Raw genomic sequence first — 24,254 nt, forward strand, 5'->3', positions numbered from 1 at the left:
GGTTGAAATCAAATCACAATCGATGGTCTCACGCTGCGTCCACCGCAACGACTCCGCGCCGGATCGCGCGCACCGCCTTGGCCGCGGTGGCCGCGACCTCGGCATCGTCTGCGGTGGAGTGGATCTGGTCGAGCAGATCGATCACCTGGCGGCACCAGCGCACGAAATCGCCGGCCGACAGCGGCGTGCCCTGATCGCCGCTGGCCAGCAGCGAATCCGCCAGGGCGTCACCGCGCGCCCATTTGTGGATACCGCCGACGAAACCGAGATCGGGTTCGCGGCTGGGCGCCAGCCGGTGTTCGGACTCGTCGTTGCGCAACCGTGACCACTGCGCGATGGTGTCGGCCACCGCCCGCCGGATCGGCGCGGTAGGGCCGGCCGCGCCGAGATAGCCGCCCTCCGAGCGGGATTCGAAGACCAGAATCGACACCACGGCGGCCAGTTCGGCCGGACCCAGGCCGCGCCACACCCCGTGCCGCAGGCATTCGGCGACCAGCAGATCACTCTCCGCGTAGATCCGGGCCAGGCGCCGCCCGTCCGCGGTCACCTCGCCCTCGCGCACGAACTCGCGTTCTTCCAGCAGGCCGACGATCCGGTCGAAGGTACGGGCCAGCGAATTCGTGGTGGTCGCGACCTTCTGCCGCATGGCCTCGGTCTCCCTGCTCACCCGGTTGTACCGCTCCCCGACCCGGGCCAACTGCTCACGGTCCGGACGGGAATGCGCCGGATGGGAACGCAGCGCGCGACGCAGAGCCCCCAGTTCGGCATCGTCGGCGCCACGGGCCCGTTGATCGCGGCGTGGACGGTGCGGCGCGGCGATCCCGGTACTGCGCAGTGCAGACGCGAGATCGCGGCGGGTACGGGCGGTGCGGTGGTCGACGCGACGCGGCAGGCGCATCCGCCCCAGTGGCTGGGCCGGCACCGGGAAATCGGCGACCGAGACCCGGCCCGCCCATTTGTCCTCGGTGAGTACCAGCGGGCGCGGATCCCCGGGCGTGGCGTCGGGTTCCAGGATCACCGCCAGACCCGCATGCCGCCCGGCTCCGATGGCGACCACGTCACCGCGGCGCAATTCGATGAGCGCGGCGACTCCGGCGGTGCGCCGGTCGCTGCGGGTCTGCTGGTTGAGCTGCCGTTCCCGCTGTTTGATGCGTTCGCGCAGCGCGAAGTACTCGAGGAAATCGCCGTCCTGCCCGCCGAGCTGCGCGGCGAGTTTATGCAGCTGGCTCTCGTTGCGCTCGATCCCGCGCACCAGCCCGACCACCGATCGGTCGGCTTGGAATTGTGCGAAGGAACGCTCCAGCAGCAGCCGGGCCTCGTCGGAGCCGAGCCGGTCGATCAGGTTGATCGACATGTTGTACCCGGGCTTGAAGGAACTGCGCAGCGGATAGGTACGGGTCGACGCGAGGCCGGCGACGGCGCTGGTGTCGACCTCAGGCTGCCACAGCACCACCGCGTGGCCTTCGACGTCGATACCGCGGCGCCCGGCCCGGCCGGTGAGCTGCGTGTACTCCCCGGGTGTCAGCTCCGCGTGCGTCTCACCGTTGAATTTGACGAGCCGCTCCAGCACCACTGTGCGGGCCGGCATATTGATCCCCAGCGCGAGGGTCTCGGTGGCGAACACCGCCCGGACCAGACCTTTGACGAACAGCTCCTCGACGGTGTGCCGGAACGCGGGCAGCATGCCGGCATGATGCGCGGCCAGCCCGCGGTGCAGCGCCTCCCGCCACTCCCAGTAGCCGAGCACTTCGAGATCGGCCTTGGGCAGCTCACCGGTGTGCTTCTCGATGATCGCGTCGACCACCTCGGGCTCGGCGGCGCCACCGAGGTCCAGCCCCGCGCGCAAGCACTGGGCCAGCGCTCCGTCGCAGCCCGCCCGGCTGAAGATGAAGGTGATGGCGGGGAGCAGCCCTTCGTCGTCGAGCTTGGCCAGCACCTCGGGCCGCGGCAGCGGGCGGAAGAATCGTCGCGGCCCACCGCGCCCGCGCGGACCGCCCCAGCCGTCCATCCGGTCGGCGCTCTCCCGCTGTTTGATGTACCGGACCAGATCGGAGTCCACCAGAATCCGCTGATCCGACGATTCGCTGTCGAACAGATCGAACATCCGGCGACCCACCATCACGTGCTGCCACAGCGGCACCGGCCGGATCTCGTCCACGATCACGGCGGTGTTCCCGCGCACCGTCTCCATCCAGGCGCCGAACTCCTCGGCATTGGACACCGTCGCGGACAGGCTCACCAGCCGCACCTCCGGCGGCAGGTGCAGGATCACCTCCTCCCACACCGCGCCGCGGAACCGGTCGGCCAGGTAGTGCACCTCGTCCATCACCACATGCGAGAGCGCACGCAGGGCGTCGGACGAGGCGTAGATCATGTTCCGCAGCACCTCGGTGGTCATCACCACGACCTGGGCGTCGGAGTTGATCGACTGGTCGCCGGTGAGCAGGCCCACCCGCTCCCGGCCGTACCGCTCGGTGAGATCGGCGAATTTCTGGTTGGACAACGCCTTGATCGGCGTCGTGTAGAAGCATTTGCCGCCGGAGGCCAGTGCCAGATGTACCGCGAACTCACCGACGACGGTCTTCCCGGCGCCGGTGGGGGCGCAGACGAGTACCCCGTGCCCCTCTTCGAGGGCGGTACAGGCCTGGCGCTGAAACGGGTCCAGCTCGAATGTCAGCTGAGCGGCGAACCGGGACAGTTCGGCGGTCAGCGACGCGTTCGGTGTCACGGCTCCGAGACTAATCGAGGATTCCGACAGCAGTCGCGCCGATAAATTCGCGGGGCCGGCCGGGAACGGTCAGAGCGTGTCCGAATAGTCCGAGGCCTTCTGGGTGGTGCCGGCCCCGGATCCGGGGACCGCGTCGGCTGCCGGGATCGGTGCCGCCGGATCCACCGCGGTCGGGGCCCCGATGGTCGAGGCGTCCTCGTCGTCGAGTTCCTGCTCCGCGATCCGGGCCCGGCGCCGGTCGTTGAACCGCGCGAACTGCACCGCGAACTCGAACAGCACGGTCAGCGCCAGCGCCAACGCCAACATCGAGAACGGATCCTGCGGGGTGACGATCGCCGCGAAGACGAACAGACCGAAGGTGATGCCGCGCCGCCACGCCTTCAGCCGCTCGTACGGGAGCACGCCGATCAGATTGAGGCCGACGATCAACAGCGGTGTCTCGAAACTGACCCCGAAGATGATCAGCAGCTGAATGATGAAGCTGAAATACTGGGAGCCGCTCAGCGCGGTGATCTGCACATTGTCGCCGATGCTGAGCAGGAAACTCAGGGCGTGCGCGATCACCCAGTAGGCCAGCAGCGCGCCGGCCACGAACAGGACCGAACCCGTCACCACGAAGCCGACCGCGTATTTGCGTTCCTTCGCGTACAGACCCGGCGTGATGAACGCCCACGCCTGATACAGCCAGACCGGGCAGGCCAGCACCACCCCCGCCGTGAGCCCGACCTTCATTCGCAGCATGAACTGCTCGAACGGCGCCGTCGCCAGCAGCCGACACGCACCGTCCGGGGACAGCGATGCCCGCGCCGATTCGGGTAGCGAACAGTACGGGCCGCGCAATATCTCGCCGAGGCTCTCCATCCCGAGGAACGAATGCGCATACCACAGGAACCCGACGATCGTGGTGACCAGTATCGCCGCCAGCGAGATCAGCAGCCGGGTTCGCAACTCCCGGAGATGGTCGACCAGTGACATGGTGCCATCGGGGTTGGTCCGGCGCTTGCTGTGCCGGGGGTCGAACGGAATTCGCATGGTGTGTGGATGCCCTCGTATCAGCGTGCCTCGCTCCGCTCGGCCTGCGGCTCTGCGCTGTACACCGGCGATACACCGCCCGGGGTACGGTCAGGGCCCGGTCGGCAGCGCCGGGTCGACAGCCGTCGTATCGGGGTCCGGGCATACCCGGACCCGCGGATACGGGCTCAGAGCGTTTTCGACTCGCTCCGGGTCTCCGTGGTGGACGCCCCCGTCTCGCGGCCGGACGGCAGTTCCGGAGCGGGCGGCGCGGTCGCGGGACTCGCGGGCTTGCCGTCGTTGTGCATCTCGCTCACCTCGCTCTTGAAGATGCGCAGCGACCGGCCGAGACTGCGGGCCGCGTCGGGCATCCGCTTCGCGCCGAAGAACACCACGAACAGCGCCGCGATGATCAGCCAGTGCCAGATGCTCAGACTGCCCATTGTGGTTACCTCCCAAGACTATGGTCTTTCCGATGCTACCTGCCGTTACGGCGTCACCGAACCCAACCTGGGGCAAGTGCCCGCACGTCACACCGCCGGTGAACCCCCGTCGACGCTCACACCAACTCCGTAGGGGCACCGCCGGAGGTCGTCGGGGCGCATTCCGCGGCGGGATCCGGGACGACTAGTCGAGCCCCGCGGCACGGTAGGCCGCCAGCGCGGCATCGGAGCGTTCCCGGACCGCCGACACCAATTCGGGCGGGCCCAGCACGGTCACCCCGGACCCGAACCCCAGCGCCAGCCGGGCCATCCAGTCCAGGGTGGCGAATCGCATGGTCGCCTCCAGGCTGCCGTCCGGGTGGACCGACACCCGATGCATCGGATACTGGTCCAGCACCCAACCGTGGTCGGCCGCGACGAGCAGCCGCGCCAGCGGTACCGCGGGATCCTCCTGGAACAAGTCCAGTCCCGCCTCGGTGTCGTGCGCCTCACGGGGCGGACGGGCCGGTTCATCGAGTTCGGCCGCGGACTCGATCCGGTCGAACCGGAACAGTCGCACCCCCTCGGCTTCACGGCACCACGCCTGCAGATAGCTGTTGTCGTCGACAGCGACGATACGAATCGGATCGACCACCCGTTGGGACACCACATCGCGACTCGCCGAGTAGTACTCCAGGTGCAGCGCCCGGCGTCCCGCGACCGCGGACCGTACCGCGGTCACCGCGGGCGCCTCGGCGGGCAGGTCACCGGCCACCCCCGACCCTGTGATCTCGGCCGGAGCGGCACCGGAGATCGCCGATTCCAGTTTGGCGATGGCCGAATGCGCGGCAGTCGGATCGACCATGCCGGGCAGATCGACGATCGACCGCAACGCCACCAGCACGGCGGTCGCCTCGATAGAGGTCAGCCGCAGCGGCCGTTCGATCCCGGCGGTGAACGTCACCTGCACGCTCTCCTCGGAGAACGACAGATCGATCAGATCACCCGGGCCGTAGCCGGGCAGTCCGCACATCCACAACTGGTTGAGATCGGCCATCAACTGCTTCGTGCTGACCCCCAGATCAGCGGCGGCCTCGGCGGCGCTGATCCCAGGGTTGGCCACGAAATAAGGAACCATGTTCAACAGGCGCGACAATCGCGCCGACAGCCGGGTGCTCACAGCGCCACCTCCGTCCGATCGAAGACCGAGCGCAGCCGCGCCGCTACATCGGCCCGCAACTCCGCGGGCTCGAGCACCAGCGCGTCGGGCCCCAGTCCGGTGATCAGCCGGGCCAGCCAATGCTGCGAACGAATCGGCACCTCGAGGACGCTGCCCGGCCGGTCACCGATGGTCCTGCTCGCGACCACATCGCCGATCCGGCGCAGATCCCGGCCGCGGCCCTGCGCCACCCAGATGGTCGCCGAACCTGTCACCGGCACACTGCCGGTAACCCGCGAGACGATCTCCCGCAGATCCGTACCGGCCGGCGGATGCACCGCGTTGCGGGGTCCGTAGGCGCTGATCTCCTCGCCGATCCGGGACAGCCGGAAGGTCCGCACGGCGCCACGATCCCGATCGTGCCCGACGAGATACCAGCGGCCACGCAGCGTGACCACACCCCACGGCTCCACATCGCGCATCAGATACGGCGCGTTGCTGGCGCCGCGATGCTCGAACCGCACCGCCTGACCGGCGTCGATCGCGGCGAGCAGTTTACCCAGCACCGGTTCGGACCCGCGAGTGCGCGCGGGCACCGCGGGCATGGCGGCCAAGGCGGTATCGGCCTCGACATGCACCCCGCCCGCCCGCAGTTTCAGCAGCGCCCCCGCGGCGGCCGCCGCGAGCTCGGGAGACTCCCACATCTGCAGGGCGACCGCGACCGCCGCGGACTCCTCACTGGTCAGGTCGATATCGGGTAGTTCATAGGCGTCCCGGTTGATGCGATAGCCCTCGACGGTGGAGAACCGGCCCGAAGGCCCCACCTCGAGAGGTATGCCCAGATCCCGGAGTTCGTTCTTGTCCCGCTCGAACATCCGGCTGAACGCCTCGTCGCTGGCACAGTCCTCGTAGCCCGCAACGCTCTCCCGGATTCGCTCCGCGGTCAGGAACTGCCGGGTCGACAGCAGCGCGATGACCAGATTCATCAGGCGCTCGACCTTGGATATCGCCACCCGAACAGGGTAATGCAGTGTCTGATTGCGCCGCCTGCGGCGGCGCGGGTCGGGGCCCTATCAACCCCGGTTCTTCACTCCGGCGCTCAGTCGCTGCGCTCCTTCGCTCTGTCGCTCCAGAACCGGGGCGGGCCCCGACCGCCGAGGTGAACCCTTTGAAATGGAGGAGATGGGCCGGGGCGGAACCCCTAGCGACTGGATGCGTGGGAGGCGGAATGAGGGTGCGGCACGGTCGCCGAACTATGGACGGCTATCTCCCGGGTGGTCTACGCCCACCGGTCGCCGCCCGATTTCGGGAGGCGGAACTGCGAAAACCGCGTCGTCGCCCGACTGCGGACTCCAGGTACACGCGGCGCTGTGCGGAACTGATAGGCCCGCCCCGGTTCTGCAGCGGCTGTGATGATGCGTCCGGTGGCGTTGCGGCCGGGTTCGGCTCCTGGCGCGCCCGACGTCGATGACTGTCGCTATCGCCCAGGCGGTCTACTCCCCCACCGGTCGGCCTCCCTGCTCGGGGAGACCCCGCCCTCGACGTACACACCGCGCCATGACCGCACTCACCGGTGGCGCGGCCGAGGCCACACCACCGGTGAGTGCCGGGTGACTACATCGAGGCGATCAGGCGATCGACTCGCTCGTCCACCGAACGGAACGGATCCTTGCACAGCACGGTGCGCTGAGCTTGATCGTTCAACTTCAGATGGACCCAGTCGACCGTGAAATCCCGGCCGGCCGCCTGGGCCGCGGTAATGAAATCACCGCGCAGTTTGGCCCGGGTGGTCTGCGGCGGGGTGTCGACGGCGGCATCGACCGCATCGTCCTCGGTGATCCGCTTGGCCAGACCCTTGCGTTGCAGCAGATCGAACACACCGCGACCGCGCTTGATGTCGTGATAGGCCAGATCCAGCTGCGCGATCTTCGGATCGGACAGTTCCATCCCGTACCGATCCTGATAGCGCTGGAACAGCTTGCGCTTGATCACCCAGTCGATCTCGGTGTCGATCTTGGCGAAATCCTGCGATTCCACCGCGTCCAGGGTGCGGCCCCACAGATCAACCACTTGATCGACCTGCGGATCGCGATCCCGGTTGCGCAGATGCTCCACGGCGCGGGCGTAGTACTCGCGCTGGATATCCAGCGCACTGGCCTGCCGGCCACCCGCCAGCCGCACCGGACGCCGGCCGGTGAGATCGTGACTGACCTCCCGGATGGCCCGGATGGGATTGTCCAGGGCGAAATCGCGGAACGAAACGCCGGCCTCGATCATCTCCAACACCAGAGAGGCGGTGCCCACCTTGAGCATGGTCGACGTCTCGGCCATATTCGAATCGCCCACGATCACATGCAGGCGCCGGTACTTCTCGGCGTCGGCGTGCGGTTCGTCGCGAGTGTTGATGATCGGCCGCGACCGGGTGGTCGCCGAGGAGACGCCCTCCCAGATGTGCTCAGCCCGCTGCGACAGGCAGAACGTGGCCGCCTTGGGGGTCTGCAGCACCTTGCCCGCCCCGCAGATCAACTGCCGGGTGACCAGGAACGGCAGCAGTACATCGGAGATCCGGGAGAACTCGCCGGCCCGCACGACCAGGAAGTTCTCGTGGCAACCATAGGAGTTGCCCGCCGAATCGGTGTTGTTCTTGAACAGATAGATGTCCCCGCCTATACCCTCCTCCGCGAGGCGCTGCTCGGCGTCGATGAGCAGTTCCTCGAGTACTCGCTCCCCGGCCCGGTCATGAGTGACCAATTGGACCAGGCTGTCGCATTCGGCGGTGGCGTACTCCGGATGCGAACCGACGTCGAGGTAGAGCCGAGCGCCGTTTCGCAGGAACACGTTGGAACTGCGCCCCCAGGAAACGACCCGGCGGAACAGATACCGGGCCACCTCGTCGGGGCTGAGCCTGCGGTGTCCGTGAAAGGTGCACGTCACACCGAATTCGGTCTCGATCCCCATAATTCGTCGCTGCACACTATCGAGGTTACAGCGCTGAAGGTTTCCTGCGGGTCAGTGCGGAAAACCCGATGTATACGGCTTGGCAACGATTGGGCTGTGTTTATTTGCGCCGCCTTCGGCGGCGCGTGGTCGGGGCCCTTGTCAACCCCGGTTCTTCACTCCGCCGCTCAGTCGCTGCGCTCCTTCGCTCTGTCGCTCCAGAACCGGGGCGGGCCCCGACCACGGAGGCGGCCATCTGGGAGGTGGAGGGGGTGGGCTGCTCGTGACGGGAGGGGTGAGGTGAGGTGCTTGTGGTGTGCGGGATGGGGTTGCCCGTGAAGGTGGGGTGGGGTTGCTCGCGGAGCGTGGGACTCCCGCAAAGTGAGTCTGCTCGTGAAGGTCTGTGTTTATTGGCGCCGCCTGCGGCGTCGCGGGTTGCGGCCCCAGAGGGCCCGCTGTTCAGCGCCCGAGACTCGCGCCTGCGGCGCATGCGCTTCGGGCGCTGACCAGCGGGCCGGGCCGCAACCTTCGAGGGCCTCGCTGGACTCGGCGCGGGGAGGGTGCGACGGTTCGCGGAAGGAACCATTCGAGAGTGTGCCCGTGCGGGCAAGCGTGCTGAGACCCGTGTGCTGTGTGGACCCTCGGGCAACAGGGTCGGCGGCAAGGTCTGCCTTTCGACTTCAACAAAGCAGTCGGCTTCCCTGACCTTCGCAAGCCGGTGCGCCCTCATCTCATCGGCGAACTCCCGTCTCACCTTCGCAAGGCAACTCGCCCCACAACCGCGACAACCAGCAGCTCGCCCTTCGGGACCGGCGACTCGAGAACGAGCATCCCGGTCGAACGGTGGCGGCGGGCTCGACCACCCGCCGCCATCCGGCCTACTTCTTCTTTGCGGCGGGCTCGTCGTCGCCGGGGCCGTCGTCGGCGGTACCCGACGCCGCCGACGCCAGCAACTGTTCCAGCGCGGCGAGACCGATCCGGCGGAACGCCCGGCGGGGACGGGCCTGTTCCAGGGTCGCGACCTCGAGCGAACCGACGCCGAGCGTCCGCTTGTCCTTGTCCCCGGCCTCGGGCGTGGCTGCCTGCAGGGCCGCTACCGCGACTCCGACCGCGGCGGCGAGGTCCAGCCCCGGCCGATAGGACTCCTTCAGCGCGGCGACGATCGGTTCGGTGGTACCGCCCATCACCACGTATTCGCGTTCGTCGACGATCGACCCGTCGAAGGTGATCCGGTACAGCACCGAGACCTGGTCCTGTTCCGGATAGCCCACCTCGGCAACGCAGATCTCCACCTCATACGGTTTGAGCTGATCGGTGAAGATCGATCCCAGGGCCTGGGCGTAGGCGTTGGCCAGGGCCCGGCCGGTGACATCGCGCCGGTCGTACTGATAGCCCCGCAGGTCGGCCTGCAGGATCCCGGCGCGGCGCAGGTTCTCGAACTCGTTGTACTTGCCGACGGCGGCGAAACCGGTCCGATCGTAGAGTTCGCTCACCTTGTGCAGGGTCGACGACGGATTCTCCGCCACGAAGACGACGCCTTTGTCATAGGCCAGGACCACGACACTGCGGCCCCGGCCGATCCCCTTGCGCGCGAGCTCGGTCTTGTCGCGCATGATCTGCTCGGCGGACGCATACAGCGGCAGGGTCATGCCCGGCTCCCTTCCTCTGCGGCCTCACGATCCGCGGCGATACCGCGCGCGATCTCCTCGAGCCGGGATTCGGCCACTTCGGCGGCACCGTCGTCATCGATCAGGATCGCGGTCGGGTAGATCCCGCGCAGCAGATCCGGCCCACCGGTGGCGGTATCGTCGTCGGACGCGTCCACCAGCGCCTCGACCGCGATCCGCAGGGCGCGGTCGGCGTCGATTCCCTTGGTGTACAGCTTCTTCAGCGACGTTCTCGCGAACATCGAACCGGAGCCGACGGCGGTGAAACCGAACCGCTCCTCGCTGCGCCCGCCCACCACGTCGTAGGACACGATGCGCCCGGCCCGGTCCGGATCGGTGGCCTGCTGGTCGTAGCCGACCAGCAGCGGCACCACCGCCAAGCCCTGCATGGCGGCCGGCAGGTTGTCGCGCACCATTTTCGAAAGCTTGTTCGCCTTGCCGTCGAAGGTCAGCGAGACGCCTTCGATCTTCTCGTAGTGCTCGAGCTCCACCGCGAACAGGCGCACCAGTTCGATGGCCATGCCCACGGTTCCGGCGATACCGGTCGCCGAGTAGGTATCGGTGATATGGACTTTTTCCACATCGCGACCCGCCAGCAGGTTGCCCTGGGTGGAACGCCGGTCACCGGCGATCAGGACACCGCCCCGGTAGGACACCGCGACCACGGTGGTCCCGTGCGGTGCGATGTCCCCCGCGGCACCGCCGCCGGGTTTCCCGGCGGCGGTGAGCTGGTTCAGCGCGTCGAATCTGCTGCTGGGCAGTAGGTCCGGTGCGTGCTGACGCAGATGTTCGGAAAAGGATGACAGGGCGTACCCCAAATGGAGACGCGAGGGGTCACCTGCGGTCACTGGCCACCTTTCTGCACGTAGGCACGGACGAAGTCTTCGGCGTTCTCTTCGAGCACATCGTCGATCTCGTCGAGCAGGTCGTCGGTGTCCTCCGCCAGCTTCTCGCGCCGCTCCTGGCCCGCGGCGTCTACGCCGTCGACGCCTTCGTCATCGTCGCCGCCCCCGGCGCGTTTGGTCTGCTCTTGTGCCATCGCAGCCGACCTCCTCTGTTTTCCAACGCCCGGCCGCTGATGCGTACCGGACGAATCGTGAGCACCTCTGTGCTCGTTCTTCAACACTACCCAGCCGGGACGACACGTAGTCGGATTACGTCCCACCCGGCGGTAGCGACCACCGCGGACCCTACGGTGAACCGATCAGGTCGTGAGCTTTCGTACCAGCTCGGCGGCGGTATCGACACCGTCCAGGAGTTCGCCGACATGGGCCCTGGTCCCGCGCCTGGGCTCGAGGGTGGGGATCCGGACCAGCGAATCACCGCCCAGGTCGAAGATCACCGAGTCCCAGCTGGCGGCCGCGATGTCGGCGCCGAACCGGCGCAGGCATTCGCCGCGGAAATAGGCACGGGTATCGGTGGGCGGCGCGGTCATGGCGTCGAGAACCTGTTGTTCGGAGACGAGGCGTTTCATCGACCCGCGCGCCACCAGCCGGTTGTACAAGCCCTTGTCGAGCCGCACATCCGAGTACTGCAGATCCACCAGGTGCAGCTTGGGCGCCGCCCAGCCCAGCCCTTCGCGACTGCGCATCCCTTCGAGCAGGCGCAGTTTGGCCGGCCAGTCGAGCAGGTTCGCGCATTCCATCGGATCGCGCTCCAACAGGTCCAGCACCATCGACCAGTTGTCGAGGACGTCGCGCACCCGCGGATCGTCGATGCCCTGTACCTCGACGTGTTTGGCGACGCGTTCGTGATAGAGCCGCTGGATCGCCAACCCGGTGAGTTCCCGGCCGTCGGCCAGCGCGACGGTGGCGCGGAGGGTGGGATCGTGGCTGATCGTGTGGACGGCGGTGACCGGCCGGGCCAGCTGCAGATCGGAGAGATCGGCGCCGGATTCGATCAGGTCCAGCACCAACGCGGTGGTGCCGACCTTCAGATAGGTCGACATCTCGGCCAGGTTCGCGTCACCGATGATCACGTGGAGCCGGCGGTACTTGTCGGCGTCGGCGTGCGGTTCGTCGCGGGTGTTGATGATGCCGCGCTTCAGCGTGGTCTCCAGCCCGACCTCGACCTCGATGTAGTCCGAGCGCTGCGAGAGCTGGAATCCCGCGTTGTCCCCGGACTGCCCGAGCCCGACCCGACCGGACCCGCAGATCACCTGACGGGACACGAAGAACGGGGTGAGGCCGAGAATCACCGCGTTGAAAGGGGTTTCGCGGCTCATCAGATAGTTCTCGTGCGTGCCGTAGGAGGCGCCCTTGCCGTCGACATTGTTCTTGTACAGCTGCATCCGCGGTGCGCCGGGCACGCTGGAGGCATGGCGGGCGGCCGCCTCCATCACCCGTTCACCGGCTTTGTCCCAGATCACCGCGTCCAGCGGATCGGTGACCTCGGGCGCGGAATACTCCGGATGCGCATGATCGACGTAGAGCCGGGCTCCGTTGGTCAGGATCATATTCGCCGCGCCGACCTCGTCGGCGTCGATCACCGGCGCGGGGCCGTTCATCCGGCTCAGATCGAAACCGCGGGCGTCGCGCAGCGGCGATTCGACCTCGTAGTCCCACCTCGTGCGCTTGGCGCGCGGCACCCCCTCGGCCGCGGCGTACGCCAGAACCGCCTGGGTAGAGGTGAGGATCGGGTTGGCCGACGGCTCGGTGGGCGTGGAGATCCCGTATTCGACCTCGATACCGATGATGCGCTGCATGCGTTCGAGAGTAGGCGACGGATCGCGAATCATCCGTTGAGTGGTACCAATGGCCGATGCCGTGGCGGACGGTGCGGCCACATGCTCGGACCATGACCCGAACCGTCGCCGACCCCGCTGTTCGCGGACCGCACCCGCACCGGCCCACCCGCCTCGTGGCGCTGGATGTGCTGCGCGGAATCGCGATTGTGGGCACCCTGGGCACGAATATCTGGATCCTGACAGACCCCGAGGGCATGGTCGGCTACCTGGACCGGCTCGCCGCCTCCCCCACTGATGGGTGGATGTGGGCCGAGAAAGCGCTACAACAATTGGCGCAGGGCAAGTTCCTGGGTCTGCTCACCGTGATGTTCGGGATCGGCCTGGCCATTCAGCAGGCCTCCGCGCGCCGGGCCGGACGACCTTGGCCGGGCGGGTACCCGTGGCGGGCCGCACTGCTGTTCCTCGACGGACTGCTCAATTTCCTGTTGATCGCCGAGTTCGACGTGCTGATGGGGTACGCCGTCACCGCCCTCGTGGTCGCTTTCCTGCTCACCCGGAGCATTCGCGCCCAGGGCCGGTGGATCCTCGCGATGCTGACCGTGCACATCACGATGATCGCGCTGTACCTCCTCTCGCTGCTCACTGCGACTCCCGCGGAGCCGGGAGGGTCCACCGAGCTGTCCCCGAACCCGTACGCCGACGGCTCGTTCTGGGATCTGGTGCTGTTCCGGGCCGAACACGCCGCGGTGTTCCGCGCCGAGACGATCCTCATCCTGCCGCTGTCGATCGCGCTGTTCCTGGTGGGCGCCCGGCTGTTCCACGCGGGTGTGTTCGGGCCCGAGGGCGGCCGGATCCGCCGTCGGTTGATGGTCGCCGGATTCGGGGTGGCCGCACCGACCGACCTGCTGCTCGGGTTACTCGGCGGCGGCGATCTCGTGCTGGTGACCCGCTACCTGGTGGCGCCCGTCGTCGCCCTGGCGATCCTCGCGCTGGTCGCCGAGTTCTCTGTGCGCCGCCCGAGCACCGGATTCGCGGGCCGGCGGCTTTCCGAGATCGGCCGGACCGCGCTGAGCTGCTACATCCTGCAGAATCTCGTGGCATCGATCCTGTGCTACGGCTGGGGATTCGGGCTGGCCGCCCGGTTCGCCCCGGAGGCCCGCGTTCCTTTCACCGTCGCGATCTACCTCGTGGTGATCAGCGTGGTCGCGCTCTTCGCCCACTGCTGGCTGCGGCGATTCGAGCGCGGCCCGGTGGAGTGGCTGTGGCAGGCGAGTTACCGCCGCCTGGTGCGGTCATAGCCGGCGGGAGCAGGCCGACGCCCCGCCACAGTGAGCAGACACACCCCTGCGTTGCACCGCCGACCGCCCGGCGAGCTGCCACGATTGTCCGGCCGGACGGCACAGGCGACCGGCCCGCGCGCACCGCGCGGAGTATCGGGAGCGCAGCTTCGACGGAGGACAGCGAATGGGGACCGACAGCACCGGCGACCGGCCGGGCTCGCACGCCGTAACTACCGAGCGCACCGCCGGCGCCGGGGGACCGTCGCCGCGCCCGATCCGAATATGGGCTGCCCCGCTCGTGGTGATCACCCTGCTGATGGCGCTTCTGTCGACGATGTATCTGGGGTATGTCATCAACCCGGAGAAGAACCTGCACGAATTCCCGATCGCACTGGTGAACCAGGACGACGGCGATATCCGCGACGGCGAACCGATCAACGTCGGCGACCAGATCACCGGAGCCCTGACCGACAGGGTCCCCGCGGACAAGGTCGACCTGCGGGTGACCGGGATCGGCGAGGCGCAGCGACTACTCGCCAACGGTGAGGTCTACGGCGCGATCGTGCTGCCCAGTGATCTGTCCAAACGGTTGTCGATCCTCGGCGCCGGCGCGGTGGTGCCCGGCGATATCGAGCAACCCGCCATCACCGTGCTGACCAATCCCCGGACCGGCACCTATGCCACCCAGATCGTGCAGATCGTGAGCAAACAGGCACTGGTCCAGGTGAACACCGAGGTGGGCCGGCAGCTGACCGATACCGTGGATGCCGCGCTGAACTCCGGCCCCGGCGGCGGCACCGAGGTCTCCGGCGCGTCGCGCCTGATCCTGGCCGAACCGATCGACGTACTCATCGAGCAGTTCCGTCCGCTGCCGGACGGGACCGGCAGCGGACTGTCGGCGTTCTTCTTCACCCTGCTGGTGGTGCTGGCCGGGTTCACCGGGGCGATGATCGTGAACACCATGGTGGATTCGGCGCTGGGATTCGTGCCGACCGAATACGGGCCCTGGTTCGTGCACCATCCCACCGCGCCGCACTCACGGCTGCGCACCCTATTGCTGAAGTGGGGGGTGATCACGGTCGCGGCGCCGATCGTCTCCGGAGTCTTCCTGGGGATCGCGCAGTTGCTCGGGATGCCCTTGGAGCACGGACTGGCCCTGTTCCTGTTCAGCATTCTGGCGATCATCGCGGTCGGTGTCACCGCGCTGTCGGTGCTGGCGGTTTTCGGGTCGGCGGGCCTGCTGCTGAACCTGATCCTGTTCATCGTGCTCGGCCTGCCCTCGGCAGGCGCCACCATCCCCTTGGAGGCGACACCGCGCTATATGGCCTGGCTGGCGACCTTCGAGCCGATGCACCAGATCTATCTCGGCATCCGCGCGATCCTGTATTTCGACGCGCACGGCAACCCGGGACTGGCCCGCGGTGTCGGCATGTGCGTGTTCGGGCTCGCTGTGGGGCTGGTGCTCGGCGCGGTGGTGACCTTCGTCTACGACCGCAAGGGCCTGGAACGCCGCAGCCGCTGAGCGGCATATCCGACGCAGCCGCTGAGCGGCGGATGCCCTGTGTCGCGCGGACCGGAGCGGGGATCCGGCCGACAGCGCAAGATCGGTCAAGCGCGCCCGGGGGTCGAGCAGACAGACTCGATCCGTGAGCAACGGACGTGACCGCCTCCGAGAACTGCTGGACGCAGTCCTCGACGAGGACAACACCACGCTCGGGCAGATGGCCGCCGGGGCCTTTTCGTCCCCGTTCCATTTCGCCCGGCAGTTCAGCCGCGGCACCGGCGAATCACCGGTGAGCCTGCGGCGGCGGGTGCTGCTCGAACGCGCGTGCTGGCGGCTCGGCGGGGGCGCCGCGGTGACCGAAGTGGCCTTCGCCGCCGGATACGACTCGGTGGAGGGCTTCAGCCGGGCCTACACCCGCGCTTTCGGCCATCCACCGAGCGCCACACCGCCCGCGACGGGGCGGACGCCGCGGTGGCTGCCGTCGGTCAACGGGATTCATTTCCATCCGCCGATGTCGCTGTGGGTGGAGGGCGAACCGAAAGGGCGGTCCGATATGGACCCGACGGCACTGCTGCTGCACCACGATCTCGACGACACCCGGCTGCTGTTGAAGACGGCGGCCGGGTTGACCGAGGAGCAGTACCGGCGCACTCGCCTCGCCGGGGCGACGGTGCTGGAGTGGGACGGGCCCGAGGAATCGATCGCCGCGGTCCTGGATCATCTGATCCGCACCAAGGAAGTGTGGCTGGCCTCGATCGAGGGCGCCGACCACCCCGTACGCGGCGGTGACGATCTTCCCTCCCTCATGGCCAGGCTCGACGATATCGGGCCACGCTGGCTGGACACGGTGCGCGAGATCGATCGGCGCGGCGGTTGGGGCGACACCCTGATCGATGCGCTGTGCGAACCACCGGAGAGCTTCGTACTCGGCAGCGTGATCGCCCATGTGCTCACCTATTCCGCGTATCGGCGCCAGCAGGCGCGGTATTGGATACGCGGTGCATCACCGGATGACGACACCGTCGGCTGGGGCGACCCGATCGACTGGCTACGAAGGAGAGACTGAGAGGACCACCCCGGCCGGCTGCTCTCCCAGGATGGGGATGCGGAGGGTCCGGACGCTGGAGCCGGCGGTCGCCGAGTTTGCCCGCCACCGGGAGTTCACCTGCGCGCGCTACACGGTGGTATCGCGGGAACGGTGATCCGTGGGGGTGTGGCCGTCCGCGGCGACCACACCTGCTACCCGGAGGAAACCGACGCCGTCCAGGACGCGAAGGCGCTGGGGTTGCGGGTCTGCAGTAGCACCCGGCCGGGACCGGTGAAGTCGAAGACCAGGCCCTCCCCCGATTTCAGCGATTGCAGCGACCGGCCGGAGACTGCGCGCCGGATGGTGAACTGCATCGACAGGTCGTAGGCCACCACATGCCCGGTATCGATGGTGACCGGTTCACCGGGTGCCAGATCGATGACATCGATCGCCCCGAACACTCCGACCACGACCTCGCCCGACCCGTGCGCGCGCAGCCCGAATCCGCCTTCGCCGCCGAACAGGTTGGCGAAACCACCCCATTTGCTCTCCACCTGCGCGCCTGCCGAGTTCGCGATCCAGCCGCCGCGACTGATGAAGTACGGCCGGTCGGGCACGATCGGCAGGGCCAGCATGTCGCCGGGCAACGACGGAGCCACATCCACCCAGCCGCCCTGCGGGGGCGCGGTGAAGGTGGAGACGAAGAACGATTCGCCCGACAGCATCGACCGTTTCAGTCCGGCCAGGATGCCGCCCTCGGCCTTGGCTTCCAGATTCACGCCTGCCGAATGCGCCACCATGGCACCGGATTCCACCCGCACCGGCTCGCCGCCCGCCAGGACACAGCGTGCCACGGTCGACGACGGGCTGTGCCGCAGTTCAACTTTCATGAGCCGACACTACCGCCAGGGCCGGTCACCGGCGCAGAGTCCGGGCTTGCGACGCCGACGGGTATCAGCCGGACGACGACCCCCGGGTTCGCCTGGAGAACGGCAGATCGCTACCGGTTCACGACTGCTGGGCGCAGCATGCCGGATGGCCCGGCGTGCGTATCGGGATCGGTCGGTCTCCCACAGGACCGAAATGTCTGCCTCCCACCACGTAGCGCGGCCGGCCCGGCGACCGCCCATCCGTCGGGCCCGGGAACCCGCCCCGTGCGGCTCGCGGCCGTATAGGCGCGCGCTCGTTACCCCATGGCAAACGGAACGCGGATCAGCTCAGCGAATCCAGAGCATCCGCGTCACGGGCGACGACCGCGCGCCCGGCGATGAACACGATCGGCCGCTGGATCAGCCGCGGATGCTCGGCCAGTGCCGAGATCCAGCGGTCCCGGTCGGCGGCGGTCCGGCCCCAATCGGCCATCCCGAGTTCTTCGGCGATGTCCTCACCGGTGCGCGTGATCTCCCACGGTTCGGCGCCGAGCTTTTCCAGAGCCGTGCGAAGCTCCGCGGCGGTGGGTGGTTCGTCGAGGTACCGGCGGACCGAATAGGCGATTCCGGTGGCATCCAGGTGTGCCACGGCGGCCCGGCTCTTGGTGCAGCGTGGGTTGTGCCAGATCTCGGCTTCCGGAGTGCTCATGGCGCCGAGCGTAGCCCGGGCCGCAGCCGGCCCGGGACCCGGCGCTGCGGCCCGCCCCGGTTCCGCGCCTGCCGGCTACATATGCCTCCACTCCGGCCACACCTGCGCCCACGGGCGGCTGGGCTGGGCGCACTTCCACAGCGTGACGTCACGTGTGTTGTCGAGGAATCCGAGCCGGGTATCGACCCGCCCGATCGGTTCGAGCACCGCGAACTGTGCCCGCAGCCGGTCCTCGTCACCGCCGACGCACACCATGGTCGTCGCCGAATCCGGCGGTGCGCCGAAATACCCGAAACCGCGCGCCGGACTGTAGACATCGGGCAACTCGCCACCGGCCAGCTGGTCCAGTGCGCCCGCCTGCCAATAACTGCCCGCGAGCACGACCGATCCGGCCTGATCAGCGGGGGTGAGCGACGCGTGGGCGGCCACCACCGCCGCGGCCAGTTCGGGCCAGCCGAATTCGCCGTACAACCCGATGTTCATCGCGGCCGCGGTGTCGTCCGCCGGCTGCTCGACATCCTCGGCCGCCGGCCAGGGAGTGGAGGCCAGGATCTGCACCAGCGACACCGTGACCAGCACCGCCCCGGACCCGACGAGCATCCGGCGGCGGCGCGTCGACTCGGTACGTTCCACGGCCGTGGTCAGTGCCACCGACCCGGCCCCGAACGCGAGCCCGTACATACCGGCCAGGTAGTAGACCCGGCCGCCGGACACCAGGAATATCACCAGCAGGAGCAGTGCGGTCACCCCGAGGAAGCGGTACGGACGCAGGGACTCGTGCCGTAGCAGCGCCCAGACGCCGTAACAGAGCAGTACCGCGCCGAGCACGCCCGCGAGGAGCACAGCCAAGGGCACGAAGGCCAGCGGACCGCCGGTGAACTGCTGTTCCCGGCGCACGGCCGCCCCGAGGGCCACTTGCGGCCACCCGTGCGCTGCCTGCCAGAGCACCGAAGGGATCGATACCAGCAGAACACCGACCCCGCCCGACCACAGCAGCGGCCGCCGGACCAGGTCGCGGGGGCCGAACACCAGCGCGGCGACCGCCAGCGCCACCCAGAAGAACGGAATCAGCCATTTGACCTGCATATCGATCGCCGTGGCCGCGGCCGCGGCCAGCAGCAATCCGTCGCGGCGGGTGCGAACCCACCGCACCACCAGCCAGGTGATCAGCACCCACAGCGCGGTATCGATCGCATTGGTCGACAGATTCTTGGCCTGCATCAGCAGAAAGGGCGAGGTCGCGTACGCGACGGCGGTGAGCACCTGAGCGCCGCGTCCCCCGCCCAGTTCCCGCGCGATCTGCGCGCTGACCAGCACCGCCACCAACGTCACGATGATGGCCGGCAGGCGCAATGCCACCAGCGACCCCGGCGCGGCGGTGTCCATCATCGCGGCCAACAGCGGGAGCACCGGCCCCTGATCGGCGTATCCGGCCGATAGACGCCGGCCCGCGGCCAGGAAGTACAGCTCGTCCCCGAAATATCCGTAGCGGGTCGCCGAGCAGACGAGCACGACGGCGGCCGCGGCCGCTACACCGAGTACCGGACCGGTGGCGAACGAGTGGGCGGGGTGCGCGTCCGAATGCCGGGGTCCGACGTCGGTGATCGTGGTCACGGGATACTCCTGAGCTCGAAACCGGACCCTCGGAACCTATCCGCGCGGCCCCCACCTCGACGTCCCGCTGCCGGACGATTCCCGGATGACGATTCGGGACCCGAGTGAGCACTGCGGAGTAGCGGACGTACCTCCACAGGCGTAGCGAACAGGCTCCGGACAGCCGTGGGGCCACGCTCCATTCGGAAGCGCGGCCCCACGGGTCGTGCGGATCTACAGGTACTGGCCGGTATTCGATTCGGTGTCGATCGCCCGGCTGGCACTGGCGTTCTTGCCGGTGACCAGCGTGCGGATGTAGACGATCCGCTCGCCCTTCTTACCCGAGATACGGGCCCAGTCATCGGGATTCGTGGTGTTGGGCAGGTCCTCGTTCTCGGAGAACTCGTCCTGGATCGAATCGTAGAGATGCTGGATCCGCAGACCCGGGTTGCCGGTGTCGAGCACCGCCTTGATGGCGTACTTCTTGGACCGGTCCACGATGTTCTGGATCATGGCGCCGGAGTTGAAGTCCTTGAAGTACAGGACTTCCTTGTCACCGTTGGCGTAGGTGACCTCCAGGAAGCGGTTGTCCTCGCTCTCGGCGTACATCCGGTCCACCACCCGCTCGATCATCGCGCGGATGCAGGCCACCTTGTCGCCCTTGAACTCTTCCAGATCGTCGGTGTGCAGCGGCAGCGTCTCGGTGAGGTACTTCGAGAAGATGTCCTGCGCCGATTCGGCGTCCGGCCGCTCGATCTTGATCTTCACGTCCAGCCGGCCGGGCCGCAGGATCGCGGGATCGATCATGTCCTCCCGGTTGGAGGCGCCGATGACGATGACGTTCTCCAGCCCTTCCACACCGTCGATCTCACTGAGCAGCTGCGGGACCACGGTGGTCTCGACGTCCGAGGAGACACCCGAGCCGCGGGTGCGGAAGATCGAGTCCATCTCGTCGAAGAACACGATCACCGGTGTGCCTTCGGACGCCTTCTCCCGGGCCCGCTGGAAGATGATCCGGATATGCCGCTCGGTCTCACCCACGAACTTGTTCAGCAGTTCGGGACCCTTGATGTTGAGGAAGTAGGACTTGGCCTCCTTGGCGTCCTGACCCCGCGCCTCGGCGATCTTCTTGGCCAGTGAGTTCGCCACCGCCTTGGCGATCAGTGTCTTGCCGCAGCCGGGAGGTCCGTAGAGCAGCACTCCCTTGGGCGGGCGCAGCGCGTACTCGCGGAAGAGGTCCTTGTGCAGGAAGGGCAGTTCCACGGCATCGCGGATCTGCTCGATCTGGCGGCCGAGACCACCGATGTCCTCGTAGCCGACATCGGGCACTTCTTCGAGCACCAGATCCTCGACCTCGGCCTTGGGGATACGCTCGAACGCGAACCCGGCCTTCGTATCGACGAGCAGGGAATCACCCGGCCGCAATTTGCGGATCGGGGAGTCCGGATCGTCCAGATCGTCGGCTTCGGCAAGCCTGGACAGTGGTCCGGACAACCAGACCACTCGCTCCTCGTCGGCATGCCCGACGACAAGCGCGCGGCGACCTCCGTCGAGGATTTCGCGCAGCGTGCCGATCTCCCCGATAGCGTCGAACATCCCGGCCTCGACCACCGTCAGCGCCTCGTTGAGGCGTACGGTCTGGCCGTAGGCCAGGGTCGTGGTGTCGATGTTCGGCGAGCAGGTCAATCGCATCTTGCGCCCGGAGGTGAACACGTCGACGGTCTGATCCTCGTACACACCGATCAGAATCCCGTAACCGCTGGGCGGTTGACCGAGCCGGTCGACCTCCTCGCGCAACGCGACGAGTTGCTGCCGCGCTTCCTTCAGGGTATCCATCAGCTTGGTGTTGCGAATCGTCAGCGAATCGATACGGGCTTCCAATTCCCGTGCGCGATCCGGTGAGTCGGCGAGTTGCCTCCGGAGTGCAGCCGCTTCGGCACGTACTGCCTCGAGTTCTCTCCAGGCCGCCGAATCCGAATTCTCGATGGGGCTCATGTGCTGCTCCTCCCAGTCCCGGTCTATTAACGCTACCGGGCGCGGCCCGTTTGCGCTGTCCGACACGGTTTCGTCGTGATCACATCTGGTCCGCGGCCATCTGCTGGTCAAACCATGTTAGCCTGCCCTAACCCGATAACGGTGGGCATGCTCACCGACTAGCCGAAAGGTTGCCAGCTATGCAACTTCCCGCCCGGACACACCGGCTGTCCCGAGTCGCGGCAGCGGCGGCCGCGGCCATCGCCCTCGCGGTGGGACTGACGGCATGCGGATCGGACGACGACAGCTCCGACACCGCCGCCGGCAGCGCGGCTACCAGCAGTGTCGCGGCCGCCACCAGCGCCGCCGAGCACGACCACGATCACGGCGACTCCGCGGCCGCGCCCACCGCGGAGAGCCTACAGGCCAATCTGGTGGCCATCGCAAACCCGGATGTCTCGGTGGACGAGAAGGTCGGCCTGGTCGTCGACGGCGAGCACCGGCGGAGCAACTTCGAGCAGCTCAACGCCGCTTTGCAGACCTACCGGGGCATCACGTTCCAGGTCGCCGACATCAAGGTGAACGGCGATACGACCACCGGTCAGACCACCATCACCAGCCCCATGGGGCAGAGCGCGCCCCCGATGGAACTCACCTGGCAGCACCAGGACGATGTGTGGAAGCTCTCGGATTCCGGCGCCTGCGTACTGCTCGGCTTCGCGCAGATCCCCTGCGCTGCGGCCTAGCCGGACAGCACCCGCGGGGCCGCGGTAGCGCCGGTGATCCGGCGCTACCGCGGCCCCGCGGTGTCCTGCGCGAGCGTCCGATCAGCCCTTCGACGGCCGCCGCTGCGGTTTCGGGGTGACCACCCCTTCGGCCAGCCGGCGGGCGCTCACCAGGAACGCGGTATGGCCCTGCATCCGGTGTTCGGGCCGCACCGCCAGCCCCACCACGTGCCACCCGCGCACCATCGATTCCCAGGATCTGGGCTCGGTCCAGCACTGCTGCTCGCGCAGGGCCTCCACCAGCTTGGAGAGCTGGGTCACCGTCGCCACGTAGACGATCAGCACCCCGCCCGGTACCAGCGCCCGCGAGACCGCCGGCAGCGCGTCCCACGGCGCCAGCATGTCCAGGATCGCGCGATCCACCCGCTCCCCGTCGTAGTCGGCGACATCACCGATCGTCAGCTGCCAGTTCGCAGGCGGTTCGCCGAAGAACCGCTCCACATTGCGGACCGCGTGCTCGGCGTGATCCTCGCGGATCTCATAGGAGACCACCGCACCGTCCGGCCCCACCGCGCGCAGCAGCGAGCAGGTCAGCGCACCCGAACCCGCGCCCGCCTCGAGCACCCGGGCGCCGGGGAACATATCGCCCTCGTGCACGATCTGCGCGGCGTCCTTGGGGTAGATCACCGCCGCCCCGCGCGGCATGGACATCACGTAATCGGTCAGCAGGGGCCGCAGGGCCAGGTAGGGGGTGCCGTTGTTCGAATGGGCCAGGGTGCCCTCGTCGGCGCCGATCAGCTGGTCGTGGTCGATGGCGCCGCGGTGGGTGTGGAACTGTTTGCCCGGTTCCAGCAGCACCGTGTACAGCCTGCCCTTGGCGTCGGTCAGCTGCACCCGGTCGCCGACGACGAATGGCCCGGTCCGTCTGGCCGTCATGGATCTCCGTTCGCGATGGGGAATGCGCCCGGCCGAATCACCGGGCGCGGACACCGTGTCGGTGCCGCCGGATAGCCTGCCAGGTATGTCAGCGCCACCGAGCACGCCCCCGGCCGGTTCCGGCCTCGAATCGGCACCACCGCCCGCGCGGCCGGCGCTGTCCCCTTCGCGCGCAGCCGATTTCAAGCAGTGCCCGCTGAAGTACCGGTTCCGTACGATCGACCGGATTCCCGAGCCGCCGTCGCGCCAGGCGGTGCGCGGCACCGTGGTGCACGCGGTCCTGGAAGATCTCTACGCGCTGCCGGCGGCCGAGCGCGGCCCCGAGCGGGCGATGACGCTGGCCGGCCCGGCCTGGACGCGGGTCGCCGCCGAGCGGCCCGAATCGGCCCAGTTGCTCGACGGAGATGTCGAGCTCGAGGGATTCCTCGACGAAGTCCGCGCCCTGGTCCGCACCTACTACCGGCTCGAGGACCCGCGTGGGTTCGACCCGCAATCCTGCGAGACCCGGCTCGAGGTCGAACTGCCCGACGGCGCCCCGTTACGCGGTTTCGTGGACCGGATCGACGTGGCGCCCACCGGGGAACTGCGGGTGGTGGACTACAAGACCGGCCGGGCGCCCAACCCCAACCAGGAGACACGGGCGCTGTTCCAGCTGAAGTTCTACGCCTTGATGCTGTTGCGCACGCGCGGAGTCGTGCCCACCCAACTGCGGCTGATCTACCTCGCCGACGCGCAACTGCTCACCTACACGCCGGACGAGGACGAGCTGCTGCGCTTCGAACGCACGCTCATCGCCCTGTGGGATGCGGTGCGCACAGCCGGGCGAACCGGAGATTTTCCGCCGAATCCGAGTTGGCTGTGTGATTACTGCGCTTACAAAAGCCTGTGCCCGGCGTTCGACGGAACCCCGCCGCCCTATCCCGGTTGGCCCGCGGGCGGCGAATCCGCCGCCGAGACCTTCGCGGAATCGGTATCGGACTGAGATCATCCGCGCGGGCCGTCCGGGGGTTCCACACCCCCGGACGGC

Annotated in this window: 20 protein-coding genes; 5 read left to right on the top strand and 15 right to left on the bottom strand. The window is 68.0% G+C overall.

All coding sequences use genetic code 11. From position 1 onward, the window contains the following. Positions 1-28: 28 nt before the first annotated feature. The 10 genes from OG804_RS11665 to dop form a co-directional block, all read right to left on the bottom strand. Complete coding sequence (locus OG804_RS11665; protein WP_328396766.1) at positions 29-2,728, bottom strand: DEAD/DEAH box helicase; 2,700 nt, start codon at positions 2,726-2,728, stop codon at positions 29-31. A gap of 69 nt (positions 2,729-2,797) precedes the next feature. Next, positions 2,798-3,760 (bottom strand): twin-arginine translocase subunit TatC, encoded by a 963-nt coding sequence (tatC, locus tag OG804_RS11670; RefSeq protein WP_328396768.1) that lies wholly within the window; start codon positions 3,758-3,760, stop codon positions 2,798-2,800. Positions 3,761-3,927: 167 nt separating this feature from the next. Beyond that, positions 3,928-4,182, bottom strand: coding sequence for a Sec-independent protein translocase subunit TatA (gene tatA, locus OG804_RS11675; protein ID WP_328396770.1), 255 nt, complete (start codon positions 4,180-4,182; stop codon positions 3,928-3,930). 184 nt (positions 4,183-4,366) lie between these two features. Then, on the bottom strand, positions 4,367-5,341 hold the full coding sequence (locus OG804_RS11680; RefSeq protein WP_328396772.1) for a helix-turn-helix transcriptional regulator: 975 nt from the start codon (positions 5,339-5,341) through the stop codon (positions 4,367-4,369). Continuing rightward, positions 5,338-6,333, bottom strand: coding sequence for a helix-turn-helix transcriptional regulator (locus tag OG804_RS11685; RefSeq protein ID WP_328396774.1), 996 nt, complete (start codon positions 6,331-6,333; stop codon positions 5,338-5,340). Before OG804_RS11685 ends, OG804_RS11680 begins: the two co-directional genes overlap by 4 nt. 601 nt (positions 6,334-6,934) lie before the next feature. After that, the gene (gene pafA, locus OG804_RS11690; RefSeq protein WP_328396777.1) at positions 6,935-8,293 is read right to left on the bottom strand and encodes a Pup--protein ligase; all 1,359 of its coding nucleotides are present in this window, start codon (positions 8,291-8,293) and stop codon (positions 6,935-6,937) included. Between the two features lie 842 nt (positions 8,294-9,135). Then, positions 9,136-9,906, bottom strand: coding sequence for a proteasome subunit alpha (prcA, locus tag OG804_RS11695; RefSeq protein ID WP_328396779.1), 771 nt, complete (start codon positions 9,904-9,906; stop codon positions 9,136-9,138). Then, positions 9,903-10,772 (bottom strand): proteasome subunit beta, encoded by an 870-nt coding sequence (gene prcB, locus OG804_RS11700; protein WP_328396781.1) that lies wholly within the window; start codon positions 10,770-10,772, stop codon positions 9,903-9,905. The genes prcA and prcB overlap by 4 nt, the downstream gene beginning before the upstream one ends. Then, positions 10,769-10,963 carry a ubiquitin-like protein Pup gene (locus OG804_RS11705; RefSeq protein ID WP_030521323.1) on the bottom strand — a complete coding sequence of 65 codons (195 nt, stop codon included), beginning with the start codon at positions 10,961-10,963 and terminating at the stop codon, positions 10,769-10,771. Before OG804_RS11705 ends, prcB begins: the two co-directional genes overlap by 4 nt. Before the next feature lie 165 nt (positions 10,964-11,128). After that, on the bottom strand, positions 11,129-12,628 hold the full coding sequence (dop, locus tag OG804_RS11710; protein ID WP_328396784.1) for a depupylase/deamidase Dop: 1,500 nt from the start codon (positions 12,626-12,628) through the stop codon (positions 11,129-11,131). Between the two features lie 92 nt (positions 12,629-12,720). Here dop and OG804_RS11715 point away from each other — a divergent pair, with 92 nt between their 5' ends. The 3 genes from OG804_RS11715 (at position 12,721) to OG804_RS11725 (ending at position 16,460) form a co-directional block, all read left to right on the top strand. Continuing rightward, positions 12,721-13,908: a DUF418 domain-containing protein gene (locus OG804_RS11715; protein WP_328396786.1), complete on the top strand. Its 1,188-nt coding sequence runs from the start codon at positions 12,721-12,723 to the stop codon at positions 13,906-13,908. Between the two features lie 166 nt (positions 13,909-14,074). Continuing rightward, entirely contained in the window at positions 14,075-15,412 is a 1,338-nt protein-coding gene (locus tag OG804_RS11720; protein WP_328396788.1) for a YhgE/Pip domain-containing protein, read from the top strand. Positions 15,413-15,536: 124 nt separating this feature from the next. Further along, on the top strand, positions 15,537-16,460 hold the full coding sequence (locus OG804_RS11725) for a helix-turn-helix domain-containing protein (RefSeq protein WP_328396790.1): 924 nt from the start codon (positions 15,537-15,539) through the stop codon (positions 16,458-16,460). Between the two features lie 173 nt (positions 16,461-16,633). Here OG804_RS11725 and OG804_RS11730 read toward each other — a convergent pair whose 3' ends face one another. The 4 genes from OG804_RS11730 to arc form a co-directional block, all read right to left on the bottom strand. Continuing rightward, positions 16,634-17,311, bottom strand: a complete 678-nt coding sequence (locus tag OG804_RS11730; protein WP_328396792.1) for a TIGR00266 family protein — start codon at positions 17,309-17,311, stop codon at positions 16,634-16,636. A 322-nt stretch (positions 17,312-17,633) separates the two neighbouring features. Continuing rightward, complete coding sequence (locus OG804_RS11735) at positions 17,634-17,999, bottom strand: arsenate reductase family protein (RefSeq protein ID WP_328396794.1); 366 nt, start codon at positions 17,997-17,999, stop codon at positions 17,634-17,636. A 75-nt stretch (positions 18,000-18,074) separates the two neighbouring features. Beyond that, positions 18,075-19,613, bottom strand: a complete 1,539-nt coding sequence (locus OG804_RS11740) for a glycosyltransferase family 39 protein (protein WP_328396796.1) — start codon at positions 19,611-19,613, stop codon at positions 18,075-18,077. A gap of 213 nt (positions 19,614-19,826) precedes the next feature. Continuing rightward, positions 19,827-21,587, bottom strand: coding sequence for a proteasome ATPase (gene arc, locus OG804_RS11745; RefSeq protein WP_328396798.1), 1,761 nt, complete (start codon positions 21,585-21,587; stop codon positions 19,827-19,829). Positions 21,588-21,766: 179 nt separating this feature from the next. Here arc and OG804_RS11750 point away from each other — a divergent pair, with 179 nt between their 5' ends. Beyond that, positions 21,767-22,312, top strand: a complete 546-nt coding sequence (locus OG804_RS11750) for a hypothetical protein (protein ID WP_328396800.1) — start codon at positions 21,767-21,769, stop codon at positions 22,310-22,312. An 81-nt stretch (positions 22,313-22,393) separates the two neighbouring features. Here the strand turns inward: OG804_RS11750 and OG804_RS11755 are convergent, their stop codons facing one another. After that, complete coding sequence (locus OG804_RS11755) at positions 22,394-23,227, bottom strand: tRNA (adenine-N1)-methyltransferase (RefSeq protein WP_328396802.1); 834 nt, start codon at positions 23,225-23,227, stop codon at positions 22,394-22,396. Between the two features lie 85 nt (positions 23,228-23,312). On the opposite strand from OG804_RS11755, the gene OG804_RS11760 reads away from it, so the two are divergent. Next, on the top strand, positions 23,313-24,209 hold the full coding sequence (locus tag OG804_RS11760; protein ID WP_328396804.1) for a RecB family exonuclease: 897 nt from the start codon (positions 23,313-23,315) through the stop codon (positions 24,207-24,209). Positions 24,210-24,254 lie beyond the last annotated feature (45 nt).

This window comes from Nocardia sp. NBC_00416 (assembly GCF_036032445.1).
Classification (GTDB): Bacteria; Actinomycetota; Actinomycetes; order Mycobacteriales; family Mycobacteriaceae; genus Nocardia.

Bases quoted from the DNA above. Each gene is read 5' to 3' on its own strand.
- tatC (WP_328396768.1), bottom strand. From the start codon at position 3,760: ATGCGAATTCCGTTCGACCCCCGGCACAGCAAGCGCCGGACCAACCCC.
- tatA (WP_328396770.1), bottom strand. From the start codon at position 4,182: ATGGGCAGTCTGAGCATCTGGCACTGGCTGATCATCGCGGCGCTGTTC.
- prcA (WP_328396779.1), bottom strand. From the start codon at position 9,906: ATGACCCTGCCGCTGTATGCGTCCGCCGAGCAGATCATGCGCGACAAG.
- OG804_RS11705 (WP_030521323.1), bottom strand. From the start codon at position 10,963: ATGGCACAAGAGCAGACCAAACGCGCCGGGGGCGGCGACGATGACGAA.
- dop (WP_328396784.1), bottom strand. From the start codon at position 12,628: ATGCAGCGCATCATCGGTATCGAGGTCGAATACGGGATCTCCACGCCC.
- OG804_RS11715 (WP_328396786.1), top strand. From the start codon at position 12,721: ATGACCCGAACCGTCGCCGACCCCGCTGTTCGCGGACCGCACCCGCAC.
- OG804_RS11720 (WP_328396788.1), top strand. From the start codon at position 14,075: ATGGGGACCGACAGCACCGGCGACCGGCCGGGCTCGCACGCCGTAACT.
- OG804_RS11730 (WP_328396792.1), bottom strand. From the start codon at position 17,311: ATGAAAGTTGAACTGCGGCACAGCCCGTCGTCGACCGTGGCACGCTGT.
- OG804_RS11735 (WP_328396794.1), bottom strand. From the start codon at position 17,999: ATGAGCACTCCGGAAGCCGAGATCTGGCACAACCCACGCTGCACCAAG.
- arc (WP_328396798.1), bottom strand. From the start codon at position 21,587: ATGAGCCCCATCGAGAATTCGGATTCGGCGGCCTGGAGAGAACTCGAG.
- OG804_RS11750 (WP_328396800.1), top strand. From the start codon at position 21,767: ATGCAACTTCCCGCCCGGACACACCGGCTGTCCCGAGTCGCGGCAGCG.
- OG804_RS11755 (WP_328396802.1), bottom strand. From the start codon at position 23,227: ATGACGGCCAGACGGACCGGGCCATTCGTCGTCGGCGACCGGGTGCAG.
- OG804_RS11760 (WP_328396804.1), top strand. From the start codon at position 23,313: ATGTCAGCGCCACCGAGCACGCCCCCGGCCGGTTCCGGCCTCGAATCG.